Consider the following 18,400-nt stretch of genomic DNA (forward strand, 5'->3'; position numbering starts at 1 on the left):
TAAAAATCCCGGAATTTATCCCCGCGCCCGCGCACAGGTTAAGATTAAGTGATATTCTGTCAGACCACTCGCCACACAGTCTGGCGGGGATTACTTAACCTTAAACCTACAGCATCTCAATCAGTTCCCCTGCAAATGGAGCCTGAATGAGCTGACTGTTACAGGAGACTTATAGTGTCTGAACTGTCTCAGCTTTCGCCACAACCGTTGTGGGATATTTTTGCCAAAATCTGTTCAATTCCGCATCCTTCTTACCATGAAGAAGAACTGGCAAAACACATCGTTGAATGGGCACAGGAAAAGGGTATCCACGCTGAGCGTGATGAAGTCGGCAACATTTTGCTGCGTAAACCGGCCACCAAAGGCATGGAAAACCGCAAAGCCGTAGCCCTGCAGGCGCACCTCGATATGGTGCCGCAGAAAAACAACGATACCGTTCATGATTTCACTAAAGATCCGATCCAGCCCTTCATCGAAGACGGTTGGGTAAAAGCCCGCGGTACTACGCTGGGTTCTGACAACGGCATCGGTATGGCGTCCGCGCTGGCTGTTCTGGCTGATGACAGCGTAGAACACGGCCCGCTGGAAGTGTTGCTGACCATGACCGAAGAAACCGGCATGGCAGGCGCATTCGGCCTGCAACCGAACTGGTTACAGTCTGAAATCCTGATCAACACCGATTCCGAAACCGAAGGCGAAATCTATATGGGTTGCGCCGGCGGGATTGATTTTACTGCCACACTGCCATTAAGCCGTGAAGCGGTACCGGCCGGTTTCACTACCCTGAAACTGACCCTGAAAGGCCTGAAAGGCGGCCACTCCGGCGCTGATATCCACTTAGGGCTCGGCAACGCAAGCAAACTGCTGGCGCGTTTCCTGGCTGATAATGCCGAAACCCTCGGCCTGCGCGTACTGGACTTCACCGGTGGCACACTGCGTAACGCCATCCCGCGTGAAGCGATTGTGACTCTGGCCGTTGCCGCAGATAAAGTGGATGCACTGAAAGCGGCTGCTCAGGAATTCCTGGCGACCATTCAGTTCGAACTGTCAGCGGTTGAGAAGAAAATTGCTCTGGTCGTGGAACCGGCTGAAAGCGCTGCAAAAGCGCTGACCGCTGAAACTCAGGGTAAATTCATTGCCTTACTGAACGCAACGCCTAACGGCGTGATCCGCATGAGTGACGACGTGAAAGGCGTGGTAGAAACCTCGCTGAACGTCGGTGTTGTCACCATGAAAGATGACGAAGTGGCGATCAACAGCCTGATCCGTTCTCTTATCGACAGCGGTAAAGAATATGTGGTCAGCATGCTGAATTCACTGAGTGAACTGACTGGCGCGAAAAGCCTGGCAAAAGGCAGCTACCCTGGCTGGAAACCTGAGCCAAGCTCTCCGGTCATGACGCTGGTGCGTGAAACTTACCAGACACTGTTCAACAAAACTCCGAACATCATGGTGATCCACGCCGGTCTGGAATGCGGTCTGTTCAAAAAACCGTATCCGGAAATGGACATGGTTTCCATCGGGCCAACCATCACCGGGCCACACTCGCCGGATGAGCAGGTTGAAATCGCCAGCGTTGAGCTGTACTGGAAACTGCTGACGGCTCTGCTGAAAGCGATTCCTCAGAAGAACTGATTTTTAAGCTCCCTCCCCTGCGAAGGTGTTTAGACCGGACACATGGTGAACACATGTTCGGGGACATAGTGAACACTTTTTGCCGTGTTTACCCACCGTGATCGACTTCGTCTTGAGGTCGATCACGCCGATTTTCGTTTTATACCACCACACGCTGTAGATGCCATCAATTGCCTCTTCTTCTATCCCTAATTGCTCTTTGATAAAAGCCTTCCCAACGCGATACGCCTTCCCGTTAAGCGTCAGCTTTCCGCTGATATCTACTTTTCTCGTCTGCATGTTGCTATCGTATTCCGCTGCTTTAGGCTGTGGATTGTAAGCTCGCGAGCTCGGGCTGTAGCGGCTTGATGGAACGGATAGCGCGATGCCTTCGTGAGGCCGTTGCGTGTTGTAAATCTCCCGCCACTCATCCAGCGCCTGCTGCATCACGGGCAATGACGGGAAGTCCCGCTGCACCAGAAGCTCCTCTTTTAAAGTCCTGTGAAAACGCTCATCCTTGCCCTGCGTTTGCGGATGGTAAGGTCTTGAATGACTGACGCCTATTCCCTGACGCATCAGCCAGAGTTCCAGCCGCGTCCAGATGCCGACGGTGCTTCCCCAGGGCGAACCGTTATCCATCGTCATCCTTTCGGGCAGGCCATAACGCTCGAACGTGTCGATAAGCTTATCCTGCACCGTCTCCCGGCGTTCATCCTTACACCCCTGTAAACACAGGGAAAATCGGGAGTGGTCGTCCAGTACGGTCAGCGGGTGGCAACGCCCGTCGCCACAGGGGACGTGCCCTTTAAAATCCATCTGCCACAGGCTGTTGGGATAAGGATGCTCGAAGCGCCCGACGGCGGGATGACCGGCGGGCTCTTTAGGCTGAATAAGACCGTGGCGCGTCAGTACGGCGTGCACCGTGCTGACGGCAGGCAGCGTCAGGCCGAGATCTTCAAGCCGCCGCTTCAGCTTGCGTGCACCCCATGCGGGATGCTGATGACGCAGTGAAACGATGCGCTGTTCAAGGTCGGTGTCGGTATGTAAAAGAGAGGTAACAGGCCGGGTAGAACGGTTGACCAAGCCCGCCTCGCCGGCGTCGACAAATCGCCGGAGCCACTTATAGCCGGTGTTCGGGGCAATGTTGAACGCCCGGCAAAGTGCGCGAAAGTTAGCGCCTCCCCCTTCGCAGGGGGAGGCGCTAAAAGCAGCCCTTACAAACGCTTAAAATTATTCCCAGGGCAACAGCAACTGCCGCTCAATCTGCGGATCCTGCAACGTCACATGCAACCCCACCAGCCTGACTCCCCGACCGCCGCGCCGTTGTTCCCAGGTATCACGCGCCACTTTCAGCAAATCTTCTTTATTTAGCACCGGCCAGACGTGTTCCTGCGTGGTCTGCTGGAAATCATGAAATTTGAGTTTTACGCCCTGCCGCGCAATGCGCAGATCCGGACTGACACGGCTTAAGCGCGTCTGTAGTTCGGGATATAAACGTTCGATCAGCGCCACGCACTCTTCCCAGCTGTGAATATCTTCCGCCAGGGTACGTTCCACGCCGACGGATTTACGCAGGCGTTCAGGCGAAATTTCACGTTCGTCGATCCCCTGACAGCGTTCCCACAACACGCGGCCAAACTTACCGAAACCCTTGAGCAGTTTTGCCAAATCATAACGCTGCACATCGCCGCAGGTGATCAGCCCCTGCTCCTGCAAGCGCTGGGCGGTGACTTTACCAACGCCTGGGATTTTACTCAGCGGAAGATCCTGCAAAAACGTCTCGACTTTGTCCGGTGTTATCACAAACTGGCCGTTAGGTTTGTTCAGATCAGAGGCGATTTTTGCCAGGAATTTGATCGGCGCAATGCCCGCAGAAGCCGTCAGATTGATCTCATCGAAAATAGCCTGACGGATTTCAGCAGCAATCAGCGTGGCAGAACCGTTGCACTGCGTGGCCACGGAAACATCCAGATAAGCTTCGTCGAGTGACAACGGCTCGATCAATGGCGTATAACGCGCGAAGATTTCACGAATATGATTGGACGCTTCTTTATAAGCTTCCATTCTGCCGGGGATGACTTTCAGATGCGGGCACAGTTTCAGCGCCATTCCGGTGGGCATCGCGCTGTGAACACCGAATTTGCGGGCAGGATAATTGGCGGTACTGATGACACCCCGGCGGTCACGACTGCCGCCGATGGCAATAGGAATGTCGCGCAGGGAAGGATCATCGCGCATCTCGACGGCCGCGAAAAAGCAGTCCATATCCACGTGAATGATTTTACGCATAGCCCTCCCCCAATGACTGTATAAGTATACAGTTGAATGACGTAATTTCAAACACAGAAAATATCGGTTGATTTCGCTTAATTAATCACCAGGAATGGCATTGGAATAGTTTTACAATTCAAAGCCACAGAAATGATTATTTGGTGATTGCTAAAAAATTAATCAGTATTAATATGGCATCGTTTCAGACAGGCAGTACATAAGAAGAAAATCAGTGGCGGTCTTACAGGCAGTTCAGCTGTAGACAAAATAATCAGAAATATTACCAAGCAGGATTTAGAATGATCAGAATCGCGCTGTTTCTTGCGATGCTTCTCAGTTTGCCTTTATTTACAGCAAATTACGCCGTAGCCAGCGACGCTGTCCCGGTAAACGCAGCACTTAAAAAACAATTATTAGGTGCGCCCGTTTATATCCAGATTTTCAAACAAGAACGTAAACTCGAATTGTATGCTCAGCTCGACGGCGAATTTCGTCTGATCGGCAGCTATGGTATCTGTGATTTTTCCGGCGGTTTGGGAAATAAACGTCGCGAAGGCGATTTCAAAAGCCCGGAAGGTTTCTATAACGTGGATATTCACCACCTGAAACCCGACAGTCGCTTTTACCGCGCCATTAACATCGGCTTCCCGAATGCTTACGACATCTCGCAGGGTTATTCAGGTAAGTATCTGATGATCCACGGTAACTGTAAGTCAATCGGTTGCTATGCGATGACCGACGGTTATATGGACGAAATCTTTACCTATGTGCAGGCCGCGTTCCAGTTCGGGCAGCGTAATCTGCAAATCAGTATTTATCCGTTCAAAATGACCGATGCCAATATGAAGGCGCACAAAAATTCCAGCTACTTCAGCTTCTGGAGCCAGTTGCAGCCGGGATTTGCGTACTTTGAGAAACACCATCAGCCGCCGAACGTCGTGGTGAGTGATGGTAAATATGAAGTGTTGCAGCCGTTGTCCAACACCCCGCTGTCTTCACAGCTGGCGTTCGCCCCGATGAAATAATGCGAACTCACCTGGGGCAATTTTGTTCCAGGTTTCGTTTGCCGTCAGCGGTTGCGTGGCAATCACGGTGACGACATCGTTCGGTGTCGTCTGCTGCTGAAAATCAATTTCCACATCCTGATCCAACAACGTTGCCTTACCGAAAGGCGCCCGCCGCGTGATCCAGTGCAGATTGGTCGAGCAATACGCCATCACAAATTCCCCGTCCGACAGCAGCATGTTAAACACGCCTTTCTGCCGTAACTCATCCGCCAGCGACGCGATATAACGAAACACCGGCGGCCAGCTCGCAGGCCGGCGCGGATAACGTTGGGTGAGTTTGTGCAGCAGCCAGCAAAACGCATATTCGCTGTCGGTCTGACCTATCGGGCGCAGCGTACCGGTTTCCAGCTGGCGATAACCGCGAAGCTGGCCGTTATGGGCGTAAGTCCAGTTACGTCCCCACAGTTCGCGGGTAAACGGATGGGTATTTTCCAGCGCCACTTCGCCACGATTCGCCTGGCGAATATGGGAAATCACCGCGCAAGATTTGATCGGATATTCCTGAACCAGGCGGGCAATGGGCGAATTAAAACTCGGCATCGGATCTTTAAAAGTACGGCAGCCATTGCCTTCATAAAAGGTAATACCCCAGCCGTCTTTATGCGGGCCTGTCCCGCCTCCGCGCTGCACTAATCCGCTGAAACTGAAACAGATATCAGTTGGAACGTTAGCGCTCATCCCGAGCAATTCGCACATCACCAGCCTCCTTTATGGCAAAGGTCTTATGCCTTCGCCATTTCTTTTTCGATCAGAAGAATCAAAATATGAATGACTTTGATGTGGATTTCCTGCACGCGGTCTGCGAAACCAAAGTGCGGAACGCGGATTTCCACGTCGGCTGAGCCGTCCATTTTGCCGCCGTCTTTACCGGTCAGGGTAATGACTTTCATGCCTTTGGCACGCGCCGCTTCGATAGCTTTGATCACATTGCCGGAGTTGCCGGAAGTGGAGATGCCCAGCAGAACGTCGCCTTTCTGACCCACGGCTTCCAGATAACGGGAGAAGATATAGTCGTAGCCGAAATCGTTGCCGACGCAGGAAATGTGGCTGACGTCAGAAATGGCAATCGCCGGATAGCCCGGACGGTTTTCACGATAGCGGCCAGTCAGCTCTTCCGCGAAATGCATGGCGTCACAGTGTGAACCGCCGTTACCGCAGGAAATCACTTTCCCACCCGCTTTGAATGAATCAGCCAGCAGCACTGCTGCACGTTGAATAGACTCAATATTTGCCGGATCGCTGATGAATTTATTCAGCGTATCAGCAGCTTCGTTCAGTTCAGTACGGATAATATCCTGGTACATAGCAGCCTCTTTTATGTCCATTTGCAGCCGGTTTCAGCACGGCCGATAGCAATAAAACGTTCCGCTGTGCAGTTTAACGGAAAGCCGAAACAGCGAGAAGCAATGAAGAGGTAATGATTCCGATAGTTTCGGATTTTGACGCTTCGTGCGGCCGGTTTGTGAGCTGTGTTGTAATTAGTATGTAAACACATTGATAAAGAAATGAGCATGAACTAAAACCATAGTATCCCTATAACAGGTCAGACCTCCTACTACTCAGGAGCTTTACTATGATGGTTCTTAGCATTGTTGCATTTGTCGTGATCCTTGGTGTGTTGTTCTATCACAAGGTCAATCTTGCCCTCAGCAGCCTGATTTTACTGGCGTTTACCGCTGTCATGGGTGCCATTCATCTGTGGACGCTGTGGCTGTTACTGCCGCTGGCGATCATTTTGCTGCCGTTCAACGTGCCCGCCCTGCGCCGCGCATTGTTCTCAGCCCCTGCCCTGCGCACCTTCCGTAAGGTGATGCCGGCGATGTCGCGTACTGAAAAAGAAGCGATTGAAGCCGGGACTACCTGGTGGGAAGGCGATCTGTTTGGCGGCAAGCCGGACTGGAAAAAGTTGCAGGATTATCCTGAACAACGCCTGACCGAAGAAGAGCAGCGCTTTATCGACGGCCCGGTTGAAGAAGCCTGCCGCATGGCGAATGACTTCCAGATAACCCATGAGCTGGCTGATTTGCCGCCGGAACTGTGGGCATATCTGAAAGAGCATCGCTTCTTCGCGATGATCATTAAGAAAGAGTACGGCGGCCTGGAATTCTCTGCTTACGCTCAGGCGCGTGTGCTGCAAAAACTGGCCGGTGTATCAGGTATTCTGGCGATCACCGTCGGCGTGCCAAACTCCCTTGGCCCTGGCGAACTGCTGCAACATTACGGTACTGAAGAACAGAAAGATCACTATCTGCCGCGTCTGGCCGAAGGTCTGGAAATCCCTTGTTTCGCCCTGACCAGCCCGGAAGCAGGTTCTGATGCCGGCGCAATTCCGGACTTCGGTATCGTGTGTCAAGGTCAGTGGCAGGGCAAAGAAGTTCTCGGTATGCGTCTGACCTGGAACAAGCGCTACATCACGCTGGCTCCTATCGCCACCGTGCTGGGTCTGGCGTTTAAACTGAAAGACCCCGATCACCTGCTCGGCAATGAAACCGAACTGGGCATAACCTGTGCGCTGATCCCGACCGATACCGCCGGTGTCGAAATCGGTCATCGTCACTTCCCGCTCAACGTTCCCTTCCAGAACGGCCCGACGCGTGGTCACGACATTTTCGTGCCGATCGATTACATCATTGGCGGCCCGAAAATGGCCGGTCAGGGCTGGCGGATGCTGGTGGAATGTCTGTCCGTAGGACGTGGTATTACCCTGCCGTCTAACTCGACGGGTAGCCTGAAATCTCTGGCGCTGGCGACCGGCGCATATGCTTATATCCGCCGTCAGTTCAAACTGCCTATCGGCAAAATGGAAGGTATCGAAGAGCCGCTGGCGCGCATTGCCGGTAACGCTTATGTGATGGATGCCGCCGCAACCCTGATTACCAACGGGATTATGCTCGGCGAAAAACCGGCGGTGCTGTCCGCTATCGTCAAATACCACTGTACCCACCGCGGCCAGCGCGCCGTGATGGATGCGATGGATATCACCGGCGGTAAAGGCATTATGCTCGGTACCAGCAACTTCGTGGCCCGTTCTTATCAGGGCGCACCGATTGCGATTACCGTGGAAGGTGCCAACATTCTGACACGCAGCATGATCATCTTCGGTCAGGGCGCTATCCGCTGCCATCCTTATGTTCTGCGTGAAATGGCCGCTGCCGAGAAAAACGATCTGGTTGATTTTGACCGCGCGCTGTTCGGGCATATCGGTCACGTCGGCAGTAACAAAATGCGCAGCTTCTGGCTGGGTCTGACTGGCGGGCGCACCAGCGATACGCCGGTTAACGATAAAACGGCGCGTTACTATCAGCACATTAACCGTCTGAGCGCTAACCTGGCGCTGCTGTCTGATGTTTCGATGGGCGTGCTCGGCGGCAGTCTGAAACGTCGCGAACGTATTTCCGCCCGTCTCGGCGATATCCTCAGCCAGATGTATCTGGCGACGGCGACGCTGAAACGTTATGACGAAGAAGGCTGTCACGAAGCGGATTTACCGCTGGTTCACTGGGGCGTGCAGGATTGTCTGCATCAGGCTGAAGTGGCTATCGACGATTTGCTGCGTAACTTCCCTAACCGTTTCGTGGCTGGCGTGATGCGTCTGGTGATTTTCCCGCTGGGCCTGTCACACGCGGCACCGTCTGACCGTCTGGATCACGAACTGGCGCGTATTCTGCAACTGCCCTCTGCGACCCGCAGCCGTATCGGTCGCGGTCAGTATTTGGCACCCAGCGAGCACAACCCGGTCGGTCTGCTGGAAGAAGCGTTGCAGGATATTCTGGCCGCTGAGCCGGTGCACAAACGCCTGTGCGAAGCGATGGGCAAAAAGCTGCCGTTCACCCGTCTGGATATTCTGGCGCAAAAAGGTCTGGATGCGGGTCATCTGAGTGCTGATGATGCGCGTATCCTGAGCCGTGCGGAAGAAAGCCGTCTGCGTTCCATTAACGTCGATGAGTTCGAACCGGATGCCCTGGCCGCACAAAAACCAGAAGCGGAGAAAGACAGCGCAAAAAAGGATGAGGCGAAACCCCGCCACACCGAAGCTGCCTGATTTAACCGTTAACTTATAAAAAAAAGCCTGAGTGTTTACGCACTCAGGCTTTTTGCTATTTGTGAAGATAACCACGTATTACCCTAAATAGTTCGTGTCACAGGAAGGCGGCAAACAAGCGAGTCCCGAATCACTTACTTAAGTAAGTGATTCGGGCGAGCATGTGCAGCCAACGCACCTGTGACGCGAAATATGACGGGTAATTTAGAAGAAGTATTTGAAGCGAACACGCCCGCCGTATCTCTTCTCGTTACTGTCGACATCTGAGTACGTTCTCTCGCCATCAAGCATCGACACGTAGGCCCCGAGATAGACGTTGAAGTTTTTCATATCCATGACATTTGGGATGAGGTAGCTGGCATGGAGGGTGTGAATATCGTAGCTGCCCGGTTCATTAAACCAGTCGTCTTTGTAATCTGATGCACGCAGGCCATCAATACTGAAATCTTCGATTTTGTTATGCGCGTAGATGTAGCCCAGTTCGAGATTTTTCCACAGCACATTCGCTCCGACGGTAAAATCTTTTTCGTCTGTCGCGTCCATATATGCGGTGCTGAGGTTAGTCACAATGCCGTTTTCCGGATCAGCTTTCTGCCCGTTCCAGGTCATGGTCAGGCCGTAACCGTTACGTTTGGACTGATCGATGGTATTACCCTGCGCATCTTTGTAGCCGTAAGCATTGTCGACCACGTTGCTTTCCATCGCGGCGGCGACCGAATAGACATCCCCTTTCCAGGCAATAACCGGGCGCAGATAGGCAACGTTTTTATCTTGTTCCAGATGGTTACCGTGATAATTGTTGTCGGCAAACAGTGAGGTCCCGTCTTCAAGCAGGGTATTAAGCTCGAAGTACCAGTTGCCGATGTTTTTGTTCAGCAGAATGTTGCCACCGCTGTTACTACGCCCGCGCCCTTCTTTCATCATGTAGACATAACCGTAACCGTCAGCGTACAAATCGTTGGCGGTATTACCGGAATATTCGATGAAGGTATCCTGATTAAGCGGGAACATATCATAGGCTTCGAAGCGCCCGATTTTCGCCATCCAGTCTTTTTCTTCACCGAAGAAGAACGTCGCATCATCCACACCCATCGAGCCATTTAAGTTAGCGGTCGGTTGCACGGAGAAACCGGAGAACTGACCATTTTCATTACGGCGATAACCGTCAAGACCGATTAATAAACGGCCGTTCACATCCCAGCGTTCATTGTTACCTGCTTTCCAGTTCTTATTATCACTGGTGCGGATTGACGTTAATTGCCCGCTACGACTGGTTCCGTCGACGTTAAATTCCACATCGCCGTATAATTTCAAATTATCAAAACCATTCAGGGTTAAAACCTTGTCTTTCGATATACCGTCAGTTTTCACTTCTACCGGTGCGGCTTGTTTCACACTGGCTATTTCCTGCTCGCGTTGCACATCCTGTTTGGTGAGCTGCTGAATTTGTTTCTCTGCCGATTCTGCGCGCGCTTCTGCCTGCTGCAGGCGCTGTTCCAGCAGTGCCATTCGGGCTTCGAGACTGGCACTGGAACTTGCCGCCATCGCTGAACCAGATACAGCGATCCCCACTAATAAAGCCAGTGTTTTAATCTTTCTCATAATTCAGATATCCTTCCCAATAGAAAACAAACCCGCCGCTATAAAATCAACGTCGTTGTTTTATTTTTTAAAATAATGCCCAGAGATTTCATAATGAGAAATGAAGATAGATTCAGGCTTAATAAGCTGTCAAAATTAAACTGGGGAAACGTGAAGTAAAACTGTAATAACGAAATATCATCCTTATAAAACTAATAAACGTAAAACGGGGCGCTTTAGTTAAAAGCACCCCGCTTATTATTCATTTTGAATTTATTTCACTGAATATACGTATTCAGCGATTGTTCAGTCTTAGCCCTTTTTCGGGCGAACTTTCGCGGTCAGACCTTTCAGGAAGTAACGCAATACCTGATCGCCGCAAGGACGGTAATTCTTGTGGCCTTCTTTACGGAAGAACGCGCTCAGTTCACCTTCGGAGACTTTGAAATCTGCCGCAGTGAGCACGGAAATCATGTCTTCGGTTTTCAGCTCAAACGCCACACGCAGTTTTTTCAGCATAATGTTGTTGGTCAGGCGCTTTTCCACTTCCGGTGCCGGGAAGCGATCGTCTTTGCCACGTTTGAAAGTGATCAGGCCATTGAGGAAGTTCGCCATGACTTCGTCCGGCACTTCCATATAGCCTTCTTCGTCTTCTTTTTTCAGGTAACGCGACATCACTTCAGGGCTGACAGGCGTACCGGTCGTTTTGAGGATCTCGATCAGCTGGCCTTCGCTTAAATCCAACATGTAGCGCACGCTGCGCAAGACATGGTTATGCATCATAATTCTGTATTCCTGTTAAAAGTAAACCGAGGAAATGCCACCGGGTTTACCCCTACGCACCTCGAAGCCGGCATTATACAAGAATCTTACAGGATTAGCTGAACTGACGGATCCGCGCAATAAGTGACTCCACATCGCCGATTTGTTGTGCGGTCAGAATGAGTTTTTGTCCAAGGCTCAGCGCATGGCGCTGGCAATCGGCACGCATCGCAGCCTCTTTAATGGTATCGAGATCAGCGACATGCGCCAGCCCGATGGTCCGGCGGATCAATTCCGCGCCGCAGTAACCGACCGCATCGTGCCAGACTTCCTGCAGGAAAGCCTCTGCATAACCGGGCTCAGCCAGCGTCGGATCCTGTGATTTATCCCGCGCCAGCTGCAGGAAACGTTCGGAGAAACTCAGCCACAGTTCGCGCACATCTTTCAGGCGCTGCTCGCGGCCATCTGCCGCTTCACGCACGCCGACCAGTCCCGGCAGGCCGCAGTAGTTGAGCAGCAAATTGCCCATCGCGGAACCGGGGTCAAATCCGACCGGACCGTAATAGCCAAATTCCGCATCGATGGCTTTCAGTTTTCCTTCGGCAACGAAAATCGAACCGCTGTGAATATCCCCGTGCAGCAAGGCTTCTGCTTTGCTCAGGAAACGATGTTTCAGGGCAGCGACCGCCAGACGCAGCGGTTTGTCGGCACGCAGCGCGTCCACTTCCGGCTGCAATATGGCGTCAAAATTATTACGCTCGTGATCCACATACGGATCGGTGAAGAACAGATCTTCCGTTATCTGACACAGTTCCGGATTGGTGAAACGGGACACTTCGGCTTTTTTGGTCTGCGCGTTCTGGAAGAAATCCGAGGTATGGAACAGCGTCTGCGCCAGATATTCACCCAGCTGGGCGCATGCCTCGGGGTAATATTTTCCCTGCACCAGTTCGCTGCGCCAGATGTGATGATCTGACAAGTCTTCCTGCACCATCACTGCCAGTTCAGCATCATGATGCAATACGGTGACAGTATGCTGCGGACAGTACTGACCGTGGATAATCAGGGTTTCGGCTTCAATACGCGCACGGTCTAACGTCAGCGGCCAGGATTCCCCCACACAACGCACATAAGGCAGCGCCTGTTTGACAATCACCCGGCTTATGCCCGCGGTATCGCGGATCTTAAACACCAGATTCAGGTTTCCGTCACCGATTTCATCGGCGGTGACCAGAGATTGAGGATCCGCCACGCCACCAAACTGACGGGCATATTCAACGGCATCTTTGGCGGTAAATGTGTAGTAGCGTGACATCCTGACCTCTCGAATTCTTTTTTAGCCTTTAAAGCGTTTAGACGTCTATACATCCGTTCAGCATGTTGGCAGAATAAGTGACCAGATGCAACCGGGCAACAAGGATTTAACTAATAATGCAAAGCCTCACAACCACCAGTTTACGTATTCGTGAAAACCAGCTGTGGATCCTCGATCAGCAAGCCCTGCCGCAACAGTCTGACTGGCGCGAATGCCGTGACGTCAGCGAACTGGTGGATCACCTCCGCACCCTGCGTGTTCGTGGCGCGCCGCTGATTGGTTTATCCGCCAGCCTGCTGCTGGCCCTGCTCGCCGAACAGGGGATGGCGCCTGATGAACTGCATCACGCACTGGAAACGCTGCGTGCCTCGCGCCCGACCGCCGTGAATCTGATGAATAATCTCGACCGGATGAACGCTGCGTTGCAACAACCTGATTACGTGAAAGCCTTAGTGGAAGAAGCGTTGCGTCTGGTGGAGGAAGACAAAGCGCTGTGCGACAGCATTGCCACTCACGGTGCCACGCTGGTTACGCCCGGCAGCCGCCTGCTGACGCATTGCAACACCGGCGGACTGGCAACGGCGGGCGTCGGTACAGCCATCGGCGTTATCCGCCGCGCCCATGAACAAGGCAATGTGGAACAGGTGTGGGTGGATGAAACCCGTCCGCTGTTGCAGGGCGGACGCCTGACCGCATGGGAACTTGGCGAGCTGGGCATACCTTATCAGCTGATTTGTGATTCGATGGCCGCCGGCCTGATGGCGCAAAAACGTGTCGATGCCATCTGGGTCGGCGCTGACCGCATTGCCGCCAACGGCGACGTCGCCAATAAAATCGGCACGTACAGTCTGGCGGTTCTGGCGAAATATCACGGCATCCCGTTTTACGTCGCCGCGCCGCATACCACGCACGATCCGCACTGCCCGAACGGTGCCGCGATCCCCATAGAACAACGCGCAGCGAGCGAAGTCACCGGCGTTTCCGGCAGTTTTGGGTCCGTGCAATGGGCACCGCTCGACGCGCAGGTTTATAACCCGGCGTTTGATGTGACACCTGCAGAGCTCATCAGCGGATGGGTGCTGGATGTGGGGGTGGTGACACCGGAGCAGGTTAGCAAAGGGATCTTCGCTGCATCCCTGAAGTAGGTGCGCGTCTAAAAGCCGCTGGATGCTTCGCAAACAGACGGTGAAAGTTTCGGTTTCTCAATTGCAGCGATCGCTTATCGCGCTGCGCCGAAACCGCCCAAAGGAGGAAAGTGCTTTTCCTCCTTTGGATTCCTCCACGCTTTTTTCCACAAGCGCTTCGCTCGCTGGCCATGTTTCAGGTATCGCAGCGACAGGCTGGAAACCTTGCCGCTGCATGGTGCCTTCATTTCGGGATTGCAGCCTCAGGTCTGCAACCTCTCACTCAGCAAGATTTCTGAACCGCCCGCACGATCTTAATTTCAAAAACGGAATGGATTGATCTTTTAGATAAGTATATTGGCGTGCTCAAAATTCAGCTGAACGGAGCGGCTTCGAGACCTGTGGCTCGAAGACCGAGAGAAGGCAGTGCGAAGCACCTGGATTTGCGCCACTGACCAATGCACCAGAACATGACCGTTGTGCCCGCGACAGCGCGCAGTGAAAAAAGCGCGGAGTCCAGAGGCCCGCGCGTTACCGGGTCTCTGGTCGGTGTGGGCCGACGCCCACGACCTTGAACTTGATTCAGATTTAAAGCCTTTCAAAGACGCCCTCTTACTCCCCCATTCTCGGGTAATCATCCGCAATCTTATCGCCGGTAAAATGCGCCACCCATCCTTCGGGATTATCAAACACGCGGATGGCGGTAAACGACGGGGAACGACCCATATCAAACCAGTGGCGGGTGTTGGCCGGTACGGAAATCAGATCGTTTTTCTCGCACAGGATCTGGAAGATTTTGCCGTTCAGGTGCAGACAAAAAAGCCCGGCGCCTTCGACAAAAAAACGCACTTCGTCTTCGCCGTGAGTATGCTCGGAGAGGAATTTGGTACGCAGCACTGTGCGCTGTTCGTTGTCCGGACGCATGCTGATCACGTCCCAGCTCTGATAGCCCTTCTCTTCGACCAGCTTATCAATTTCATGCTGATATGCGGCGATCACGTCCTGCGGCTGCGGGTTCTCGCCTAAATCGCGGTCGGCCTGCCAGCGCTCAAAACGCACATCAATTTTGCTCAGTTCGGCAGCGATGGCGTCGCCGTCACGGCTTTCCCACACCGGTGCGGAAGGATCCTGGTCACTAAAAATCGTCAATGCACTCATGGTCAACCCTCTTATAAGAATGTTTCTAAGGCTATCTGATCAAAACGATTAACTTGCAGGTGGCTGCTGAGGTCATCAGCGTCATCGCGGATCAACTGACAGGTATGCCAGCCCGCTAAGCGCGCGGCGTCCAGTTCCTGACGGATGTCCGATAAAAACAGTAAATCCTGTGGCGGCAATATCAGTTGTTCGGCGATGTTCTGATACGACTCAGTTTCACGCTTGGCACCGACGCGGGTATCGAAATATCCGCTGAACAGCGGCGTTAAATCACCGGCATCGCTGTAGCCAAACAGCAGTTTTTGCGCGTCCACCGAACCGGAAGAATAGACACAAAGTTGCAGGCCGTCGGCTTTCCAGGCTTGCAGCTGTGGCGCGACATCATCATAGAGATGCCCGCGAAAATCGCCATTCTCATAACCGGTACGCCAGATAATGCCCTGCAACACTTTCAGCGACGTCGATTTCACGTCGTTATCCATGTAGGTAAACAGCTGTTCGATCAGCGCTTCGACGCTGGCCTGTGGCCGGTCGATTTCAGCGCGTAATGCCTCCAGCGCCGCCGCAACGTCCGGCTGCTCATGCTCATGGCGCAAAAACTCAGCCAGGCGCTGGCGGGCGTAAGGGAATAACACATCATGCACAAAACGGATGTCCGTCGTAGTGCCTTCAATATCAGTGACGATGGCGCGGATCATTTGGCCTCCAGCAGGCGGCGTTGCAGTTCACACTGGAATAAGAATTCCAGCCCTTCCAGATGGCGGCGCGCTTCTGCGACATCCCGTCCCCAGCACGTCAGCCCGTGGCCGCGCAGCAGAAAACCATACTGCAACGGCGTGTGCTCTGATGAGGCGATAATTTTCTGCGCCAGCGCAGAAATATCCTGGCTGTTATCGAAAATCGGGATCACCACCTGGTCCAGGTGCGAGGTCTGGCCGCTGAGCGATTTCTGCATCTCGTAGCCTTCCAGCACCAGCGCGCCGCTGCGCTCTACCCGCGATAATACGGTCGAATTGACCGAATGGGTATGCAACACCGCGCCTGTTTCAGGATAGCGGGAATACAGCATCGTGTGCAGGCCGGTTTCTGCTGAGGGACGACGACCGCCTGGTGCAAGACCGGTTTCCAGTTCCACCAGCAGGAAGTCTTCTGCGGTCAGTGATCCTTTGTCTTTGCCTGATTCGGTGATCAGGCAATGGTCATCGCCTTCGCGCACGGACATATTGCCGCCGGTTGCCGGGCTCCAGCCCTTCTGACCAATCCAGTGACAGGCCGCCAGCAGCGCGCCCAGTTGCAAATTTTCTGTCATCTTTATCCTGAAAAAACGGTGCGTTGAGGGACTGAGTTTGGGGTGAAAAAAGCGATATATATAAAGCGTAGTGCCTTAGACCGAATTGGCATTTAGCCATCTAAGCGTCTTGATTGCCAAATATTAACATCGTGTTATATTGTCAGCAACATCGCTATTTGCACACCTGACGCCTGTCAGGTCAACGGTCCAGGAGTCTTGACCCGCCATGAGCACAGCAGCATTGATCCCCGAAAGTAAACTTCCCGCCTTAGGCACCACGATTTTCACCCAAATGAGTGCTCTGGCGCACAAACACAATGCGATTAACCTGTCGCAGGGTTTTCCTGATTTCGATGGCCCGCAATATCTCAGAGATCGTCTGGCGTATCACGTCAGTCAGGGCGCGAATCAGTACGCCCCGATGACCGGCACCGCGCAGTTGCGTGAAGCGATTGCCGCGAAAACAGAACAGATTTACGGCTATGCGCCGGACGCCAATACTGACATCACCATCACTGCTGGCGCGACCGAATCGCTGTATATCGCCATTACCGCGCTGGTGTCGAAAGGCGATGAAGTCATTGCTTTCGATCCAAGCTATGACTGCTACGCCCCGGCGGTAGAACTGGCGGGCGGCGTGATGAAACGCATTCAGTTGCAGCCGCCTGAATTTAAGGTGAACTGGGCGGAATTCGCCGATCAGGTAACCGACCGTACGAAACTGGTGATCATTAACACGCCGCACAACCCTTCGGCCACCGTCTGGAGCCACAGCGACGTCGAACAGCTCTGGCAGATCATCGCCGATAAACACATTTTCGTGCTCAGCGATGAAGTCTACGAACACATTTGTTTCGCGCCGGAAGGCCACGCCAGCGTGCTGCGCCATCCCGAGTTGCGTCAGCGTGCGATTGCGGTGTCGTCGTTCGGCAAGACCTATCACATGACCGGCTGGCGCGTGGGATATTGCATCGCACCGGCCATTATCAGCGCCGAACTGCGTAAGGTTCACCAGTATCTGACCTTCTCCATTACCACGCCGGTACAGCTGGCGCTGGCGGATATGTTGCGTGAAGCGCCGGAACACTGGCAGGAATTACCCGCGTTTTATCAGGCCAAACGTGACCGTCTGGCACAAGGGCTGGAGAACAGCCGCCTGAAGGTTTTGCCGGGTCAGGGCACCTATTTTCTGCTGGTCGATTACAGTGACGTGTCCGATTTAGACGACGTTGCATTCTGCCACTGGCTGACTGAACATGTGGGCGTCGCGGCGATCCCGATGTCGGTTTTCTGCGCTGCCCCTTTCCCACATAAACTAGTCCGGCTGTGCTTTGCCAAACAGGAAGCCACGCTGGACGCTGCTGCGGAGCGCCTGTGTCAACTTTAAAACTTTCCGTATTGCAACAGCCGCTGGTGTGGCTGGACGGCGAGGCAAACCTCGCGCATTTCGATAGCCTGCTCGGTGCCCTGACGGGTCGTGACCTGATTGTGTTGCCGGAAATGTTCACCACCGGTTTCGCCATGCAGGCTCCGGGCAGCGCGCTGCCGGAATCCCGCGTGGTGCAATGGCTGCAACAATGGGCAAAACAGCTCGGGGCGATGATTGGCGGCAGTGTGGCGCTGAGCACCACAGAAGGTGCCGTGAATCGCTTCCTGCTGGTTGAACCGCAGGGCAAAGTGCATTTTTACGATAAACGCCATCTGTTCCGCATGGCCGGTGAACACAACTATTATGTACCGGGCAAGCGTCGTGAGATTGTTGAATGGCGCGGCTGGCGTATCCTGCCACAGGTCTGTTATGACCTGCGTTTCCCGGTGTATTCCCGCAACCGTCAGGATTACGACCTGGCACTTTACGTCGCCAACTGGCCCGCACCGCGCAGCCGCCACTGGCAGACATTGCTTGCTGCCCGTGCGATTGAAAATCAGTCGTATGTGGCCGGTTGCAACCGCGTCGGCCACGACGATAACGGCCATTACTACAGCGGCGACAGCCTGATCATTAATCCGCAGGGTGAAGAACTGGCGCGTGCCGAACCGGGCTCAGCCATGATTATTGAAGCCGAATTATCGCTGGAAGCCTTACAGGATTACCGCGAAACCTTCCCCGCCTGGCGCGATGCCGATACCTATCTTTTACATGATTAAAAAGATGCCCCGGACTTTTCAGCCGGG

At 53.4% G+C, this 18,400-nt stretch carries 15 protein-coding genes and 1 pseudogene; 6 read left to right on the forward strand and 10 right to left on the reverse strand.

What is annotated here, in order from left to right; genetic code table 11:
* Nucleotides 1-174 precede the first annotated feature (174 nt).
* Nucleotides 175-1,635 (forward strand): beta-Ala-His dipeptidase, encoded by a 1,461-nt coding sequence (pepD, locus tag D6C13_RS05400; RefSeq protein ID WP_120131794.1) that lies wholly within the window; start codon nt 175-177, stop codon nt 1,633-1,635.
* A gap of 3 nt (nt 1,636-1,638) precedes the next feature.
* Here the strand turns inward: pepD and D6C13_RS05405 are convergent.
* A pseudogene (locus D6C13_RS05405) lies at nt 1,639-2,787 on the reverse strand (IS481 family transposase); the annotation flags it as partial.
* Nucleotides 2,788-2,844: 57 nt separating this feature from the next.
* A complete protein-coding gene (dinB, locus tag D6C13_RS05410) occupies nt 2,845-3,903 on the reverse strand; it encodes a DNA polymerase IV (protein WP_120131795.1) in 1,059 nt (352 codons plus the stop codon).
* A 281-nt stretch (nt 3,904-4,184) separates the two neighbouring features.
* Here dinB and dpaA point away from each other — a divergent pair, with 281 nt between their 5' ends.
* The gene (dpaA, locus tag D6C13_RS05415; protein ID WP_120131796.1) at nt 4,185-4,910 is read left to right on the forward strand and encodes a peptidoglycan meso-diaminopimelic acid protein amidase; all 726 of its coding nucleotides are present in this window, start codon (nt 4,185-4,187) and stop codon (nt 4,908-4,910) included.
* Here the strand turns inward: dpaA and D6C13_RS05420 are convergent.
* Together D6C13_RS05420 and lpcA are read right to left on the reverse strand one after the other, a co-directional pair.
* Nucleotides 4,881-5,648, reverse strand: a complete 768-nt coding sequence (locus D6C13_RS05420; protein ID WP_120131797.1) for a class II glutamine amidotransferase — start codon at nt 5,646-5,648, stop codon at nt 4,881-4,883. The genes dpaA and D6C13_RS05420 overlap by 30 nt on opposite strands.
* Before the next feature lie 26 nt (nt 5,649-5,674).
* Nucleotides 5,675-6,256, reverse strand: coding sequence for a D-sedoheptulose 7-phosphate isomerase (gene lpcA, locus D6C13_RS05425; protein ID WP_120131798.1), 582 nt, complete (start codon nt 6,254-6,256; stop codon nt 5,675-5,677).
* Between the two features lie 269 nt (nt 6,257-6,525).
* Between lpcA and fadE the strand changes: the two genes are divergently transcribed.
* A complete protein-coding gene (gene fadE, locus D6C13_RS05430; RefSeq protein ID WP_120131799.1) occupies nt 6,526-8,994 on the forward strand; it encodes an acyl-CoA dehydrogenase FadE in 2,469 nt (822 codons plus the stop codon).
* Between the two features lie 204 nt (nt 8,995-9,198).
* Here fadE and D6C13_RS05435 read toward each other — a convergent pair whose 3' ends face one another.
* From D6C13_RS05435 to mtnK, 3 genes are all read right to left on the reverse strand, one after another.
* Nucleotides 9,199-10,596, reverse strand: a complete 1,398-nt coding sequence (locus D6C13_RS05435; RefSeq protein ID WP_120131800.1) for a carbohydrate porin — start codon at nt 10,594-10,596, stop codon at nt 9,199-9,201.
* 291 nt (nt 10,597-10,887) lie between these two features.
* A complete protein-coding gene (locus D6C13_RS05440; protein ID WP_120131801.1) occupies nt 10,888-11,358 on the reverse strand; it encodes a YehS family protein in 471 nt (156 codons plus the stop codon).
* A 94-nt stretch (nt 11,359-11,452) separates the two neighbouring features.
* A complete protein-coding gene (gene mtnK / locus D6C13_RS05445; protein WP_120131802.1) occupies nt 11,453-12,652 on the reverse strand; it encodes an S-methyl-5-thioribose kinase in 1,200 nt (399 codons plus the stop codon).
* A 116-nt stretch (nt 12,653-12,768) separates the two neighbouring features.
* Here mtnK and mtnA point away from each other — a divergent pair, with 116 nt between their 5' ends.
* Complete coding sequence (mtnA, locus tag D6C13_RS05450; RefSeq protein WP_120131803.1) at nt 12,769-13,797, forward strand: S-methyl-5-thioribose-1-phosphate isomerase; 1,029 nt, start codon at nt 12,769-12,771, stop codon at nt 13,795-13,797.
* A 591-nt stretch (nt 13,798-14,388) separates the two neighbouring features.
* On the opposite strand, the gene D6C13_RS05460 is transcribed toward mtnA, so the two are convergent.
* The 3 genes from D6C13_RS05460 to D6C13_RS05470 are packed head-to-tail and all read right to left on the reverse strand — an operon-like array spanning nt 14,389 to nt 16,243.
* Complete coding sequence (locus D6C13_RS05460) at nt 14,389-14,934, reverse strand: 1,2-dihydroxy-3-keto-5-methylthiopentene dioxygenase (RefSeq protein ID WP_120131804.1); 546 nt, start codon at nt 14,932-14,934, stop codon at nt 14,389-14,391.
* 11 nt (nt 14,935-14,945) lie between these two features.
* Complete coding sequence (gene mtnC, locus D6C13_RS05465; RefSeq protein WP_120131805.1) at nt 14,946-15,632, reverse strand: acireductone synthase; 687 nt, start codon at nt 15,630-15,632, stop codon at nt 14,946-14,948.
* On the reverse strand, nt 15,629-16,243 hold the full coding sequence (locus D6C13_RS05470; RefSeq protein WP_120131806.1) for a methylthioribulose 1-phosphate dehydratase: 615 nt from the start codon (nt 16,241-16,243) through the stop codon (nt 15,629-15,631). Before D6C13_RS05470 ends, mtnC begins: the two co-directional genes overlap by 4 nt.
* 208 nt (nt 16,244-16,451) lie before the next feature.
* On the opposite strand from D6C13_RS05470, the gene D6C13_RS05475 reads away from it, so the two are divergent.
* Both D6C13_RS05475 and D6C13_RS05480 read left to right on the forward strand, forming a co-directional pair.
* On the forward strand, nt 16,452-17,612 hold the full coding sequence (locus D6C13_RS05475; protein WP_120131807.1) for a pyridoxal phosphate-dependent aminotransferase: 1,161 nt from the start codon (nt 16,452-16,454) through the stop codon (nt 17,610-17,612).
* Nucleotides 17,600-18,373 carry an amidohydrolase gene (locus D6C13_RS05480; RefSeq protein ID WP_120131808.1) on the forward strand — a complete coding sequence of 258 codons (774 nt, stop codon included), beginning with the start codon at nt 17,600-17,602 and terminating at the stop codon, nt 18,371-18,373. The genes D6C13_RS05475 and D6C13_RS05480 overlap by 13 nt, the downstream gene beginning before the upstream one ends.
* Nucleotides 18,374-18,400 lie beyond the last annotated feature (27 nt).

The organism is Rahnella woolbedingensis (genome assembly GCF_003602095.1).
In the GTDB taxonomy this organism is placed as follows: Bacteria; Pseudomonadota; Gammaproteobacteria; order Enterobacterales; family Enterobacteriaceae; genus Rahnella; species Rahnella woolbedingensis.

What these genes read in the sequence shown, in the direction of transcription:
- dinB (WP_120131795.1), bottom strand. Translation starts at nt 3,903, where the DNA reads ATGCGTAAAATCATTCACGTGGATATGGACTGCTTTTTCGCGGCCGTC.
- dpaA (WP_120131796.1), top strand. Translation starts at nt 4,185, where the DNA reads ATGATCAGAATCGCGCTGTTTCTTGCGATGCTTCTCAGTTTGCCTTTA.
- D6C13_RS05420 (WP_120131797.1), bottom strand. Translation starts at nt 5,648, where the DNA reads ATGTGCGAATTGCTCGGGATGAGCGCTAACGTTCCAACTGATATCTGT.
- lpcA (WP_120131798.1), bottom strand. Translation starts at nt 6,256, where the DNA reads ATGTACCAGGATATTATCCGTACTGAACTGAACGAAGCTGCTGATACG.
- fadE (WP_120131799.1), top strand. Translation starts at nt 6,526, where the DNA reads ATGATGGTTCTTAGCATTGTTGCATTTGTCGTGATCCTTGGTGTGTTG.
- D6C13_RS05435 (WP_120131800.1), bottom strand. Translation starts at nt 10,596, where the DNA reads ATGAGAAAGATTAAAACACTGGCTTTATTAGTGGGGATCGCTGTATCT.
- D6C13_RS05440 (WP_120131801.1), bottom strand. Translation starts at nt 11,358, where the DNA reads ATGATGCATAACCATGTCTTGCGCAGCGTGCGCTACATGTTGGATTTA.
- mtnK (WP_120131802.1), bottom strand. Translation starts at nt 12,652, where the DNA reads ATGTCACGCTACTACACATTTACCGCCAAAGATGCCGTTGAATATGCC.
- mtnA (WP_120131803.1), top strand. Translation starts at nt 12,769, where the DNA reads ATGCAAAGCCTCACAACCACCAGTTTACGTATTCGTGAAAACCAGCTG.
- D6C13_RS05460 (WP_120131804.1), bottom strand. Translation starts at nt 14,934, where the DNA reads ATGAGTGCATTGACGATTTTTAGTGACCAGGATCCTTCCGCACCGGTG.
- mtnC (WP_120131805.1), bottom strand. Translation starts at nt 15,632, where the DNA reads ATGATCCGCGCCATCGTCACTGATATTGAAGGCACTACGACGGACATC.
- D6C13_RS05470 (WP_120131806.1), bottom strand. Translation starts at nt 16,243, where the DNA reads ATGACAGAAAATTTGCAACTGGGCGCGCTGCTGGCGGCCTGTCACTGG.
- D6C13_RS05475 (WP_120131807.1), top strand. Translation starts at nt 16,452, where the DNA reads ATGAGCACAGCAGCATTGATCCCCGAAAGTAAACTTCCCGCCTTAGGC.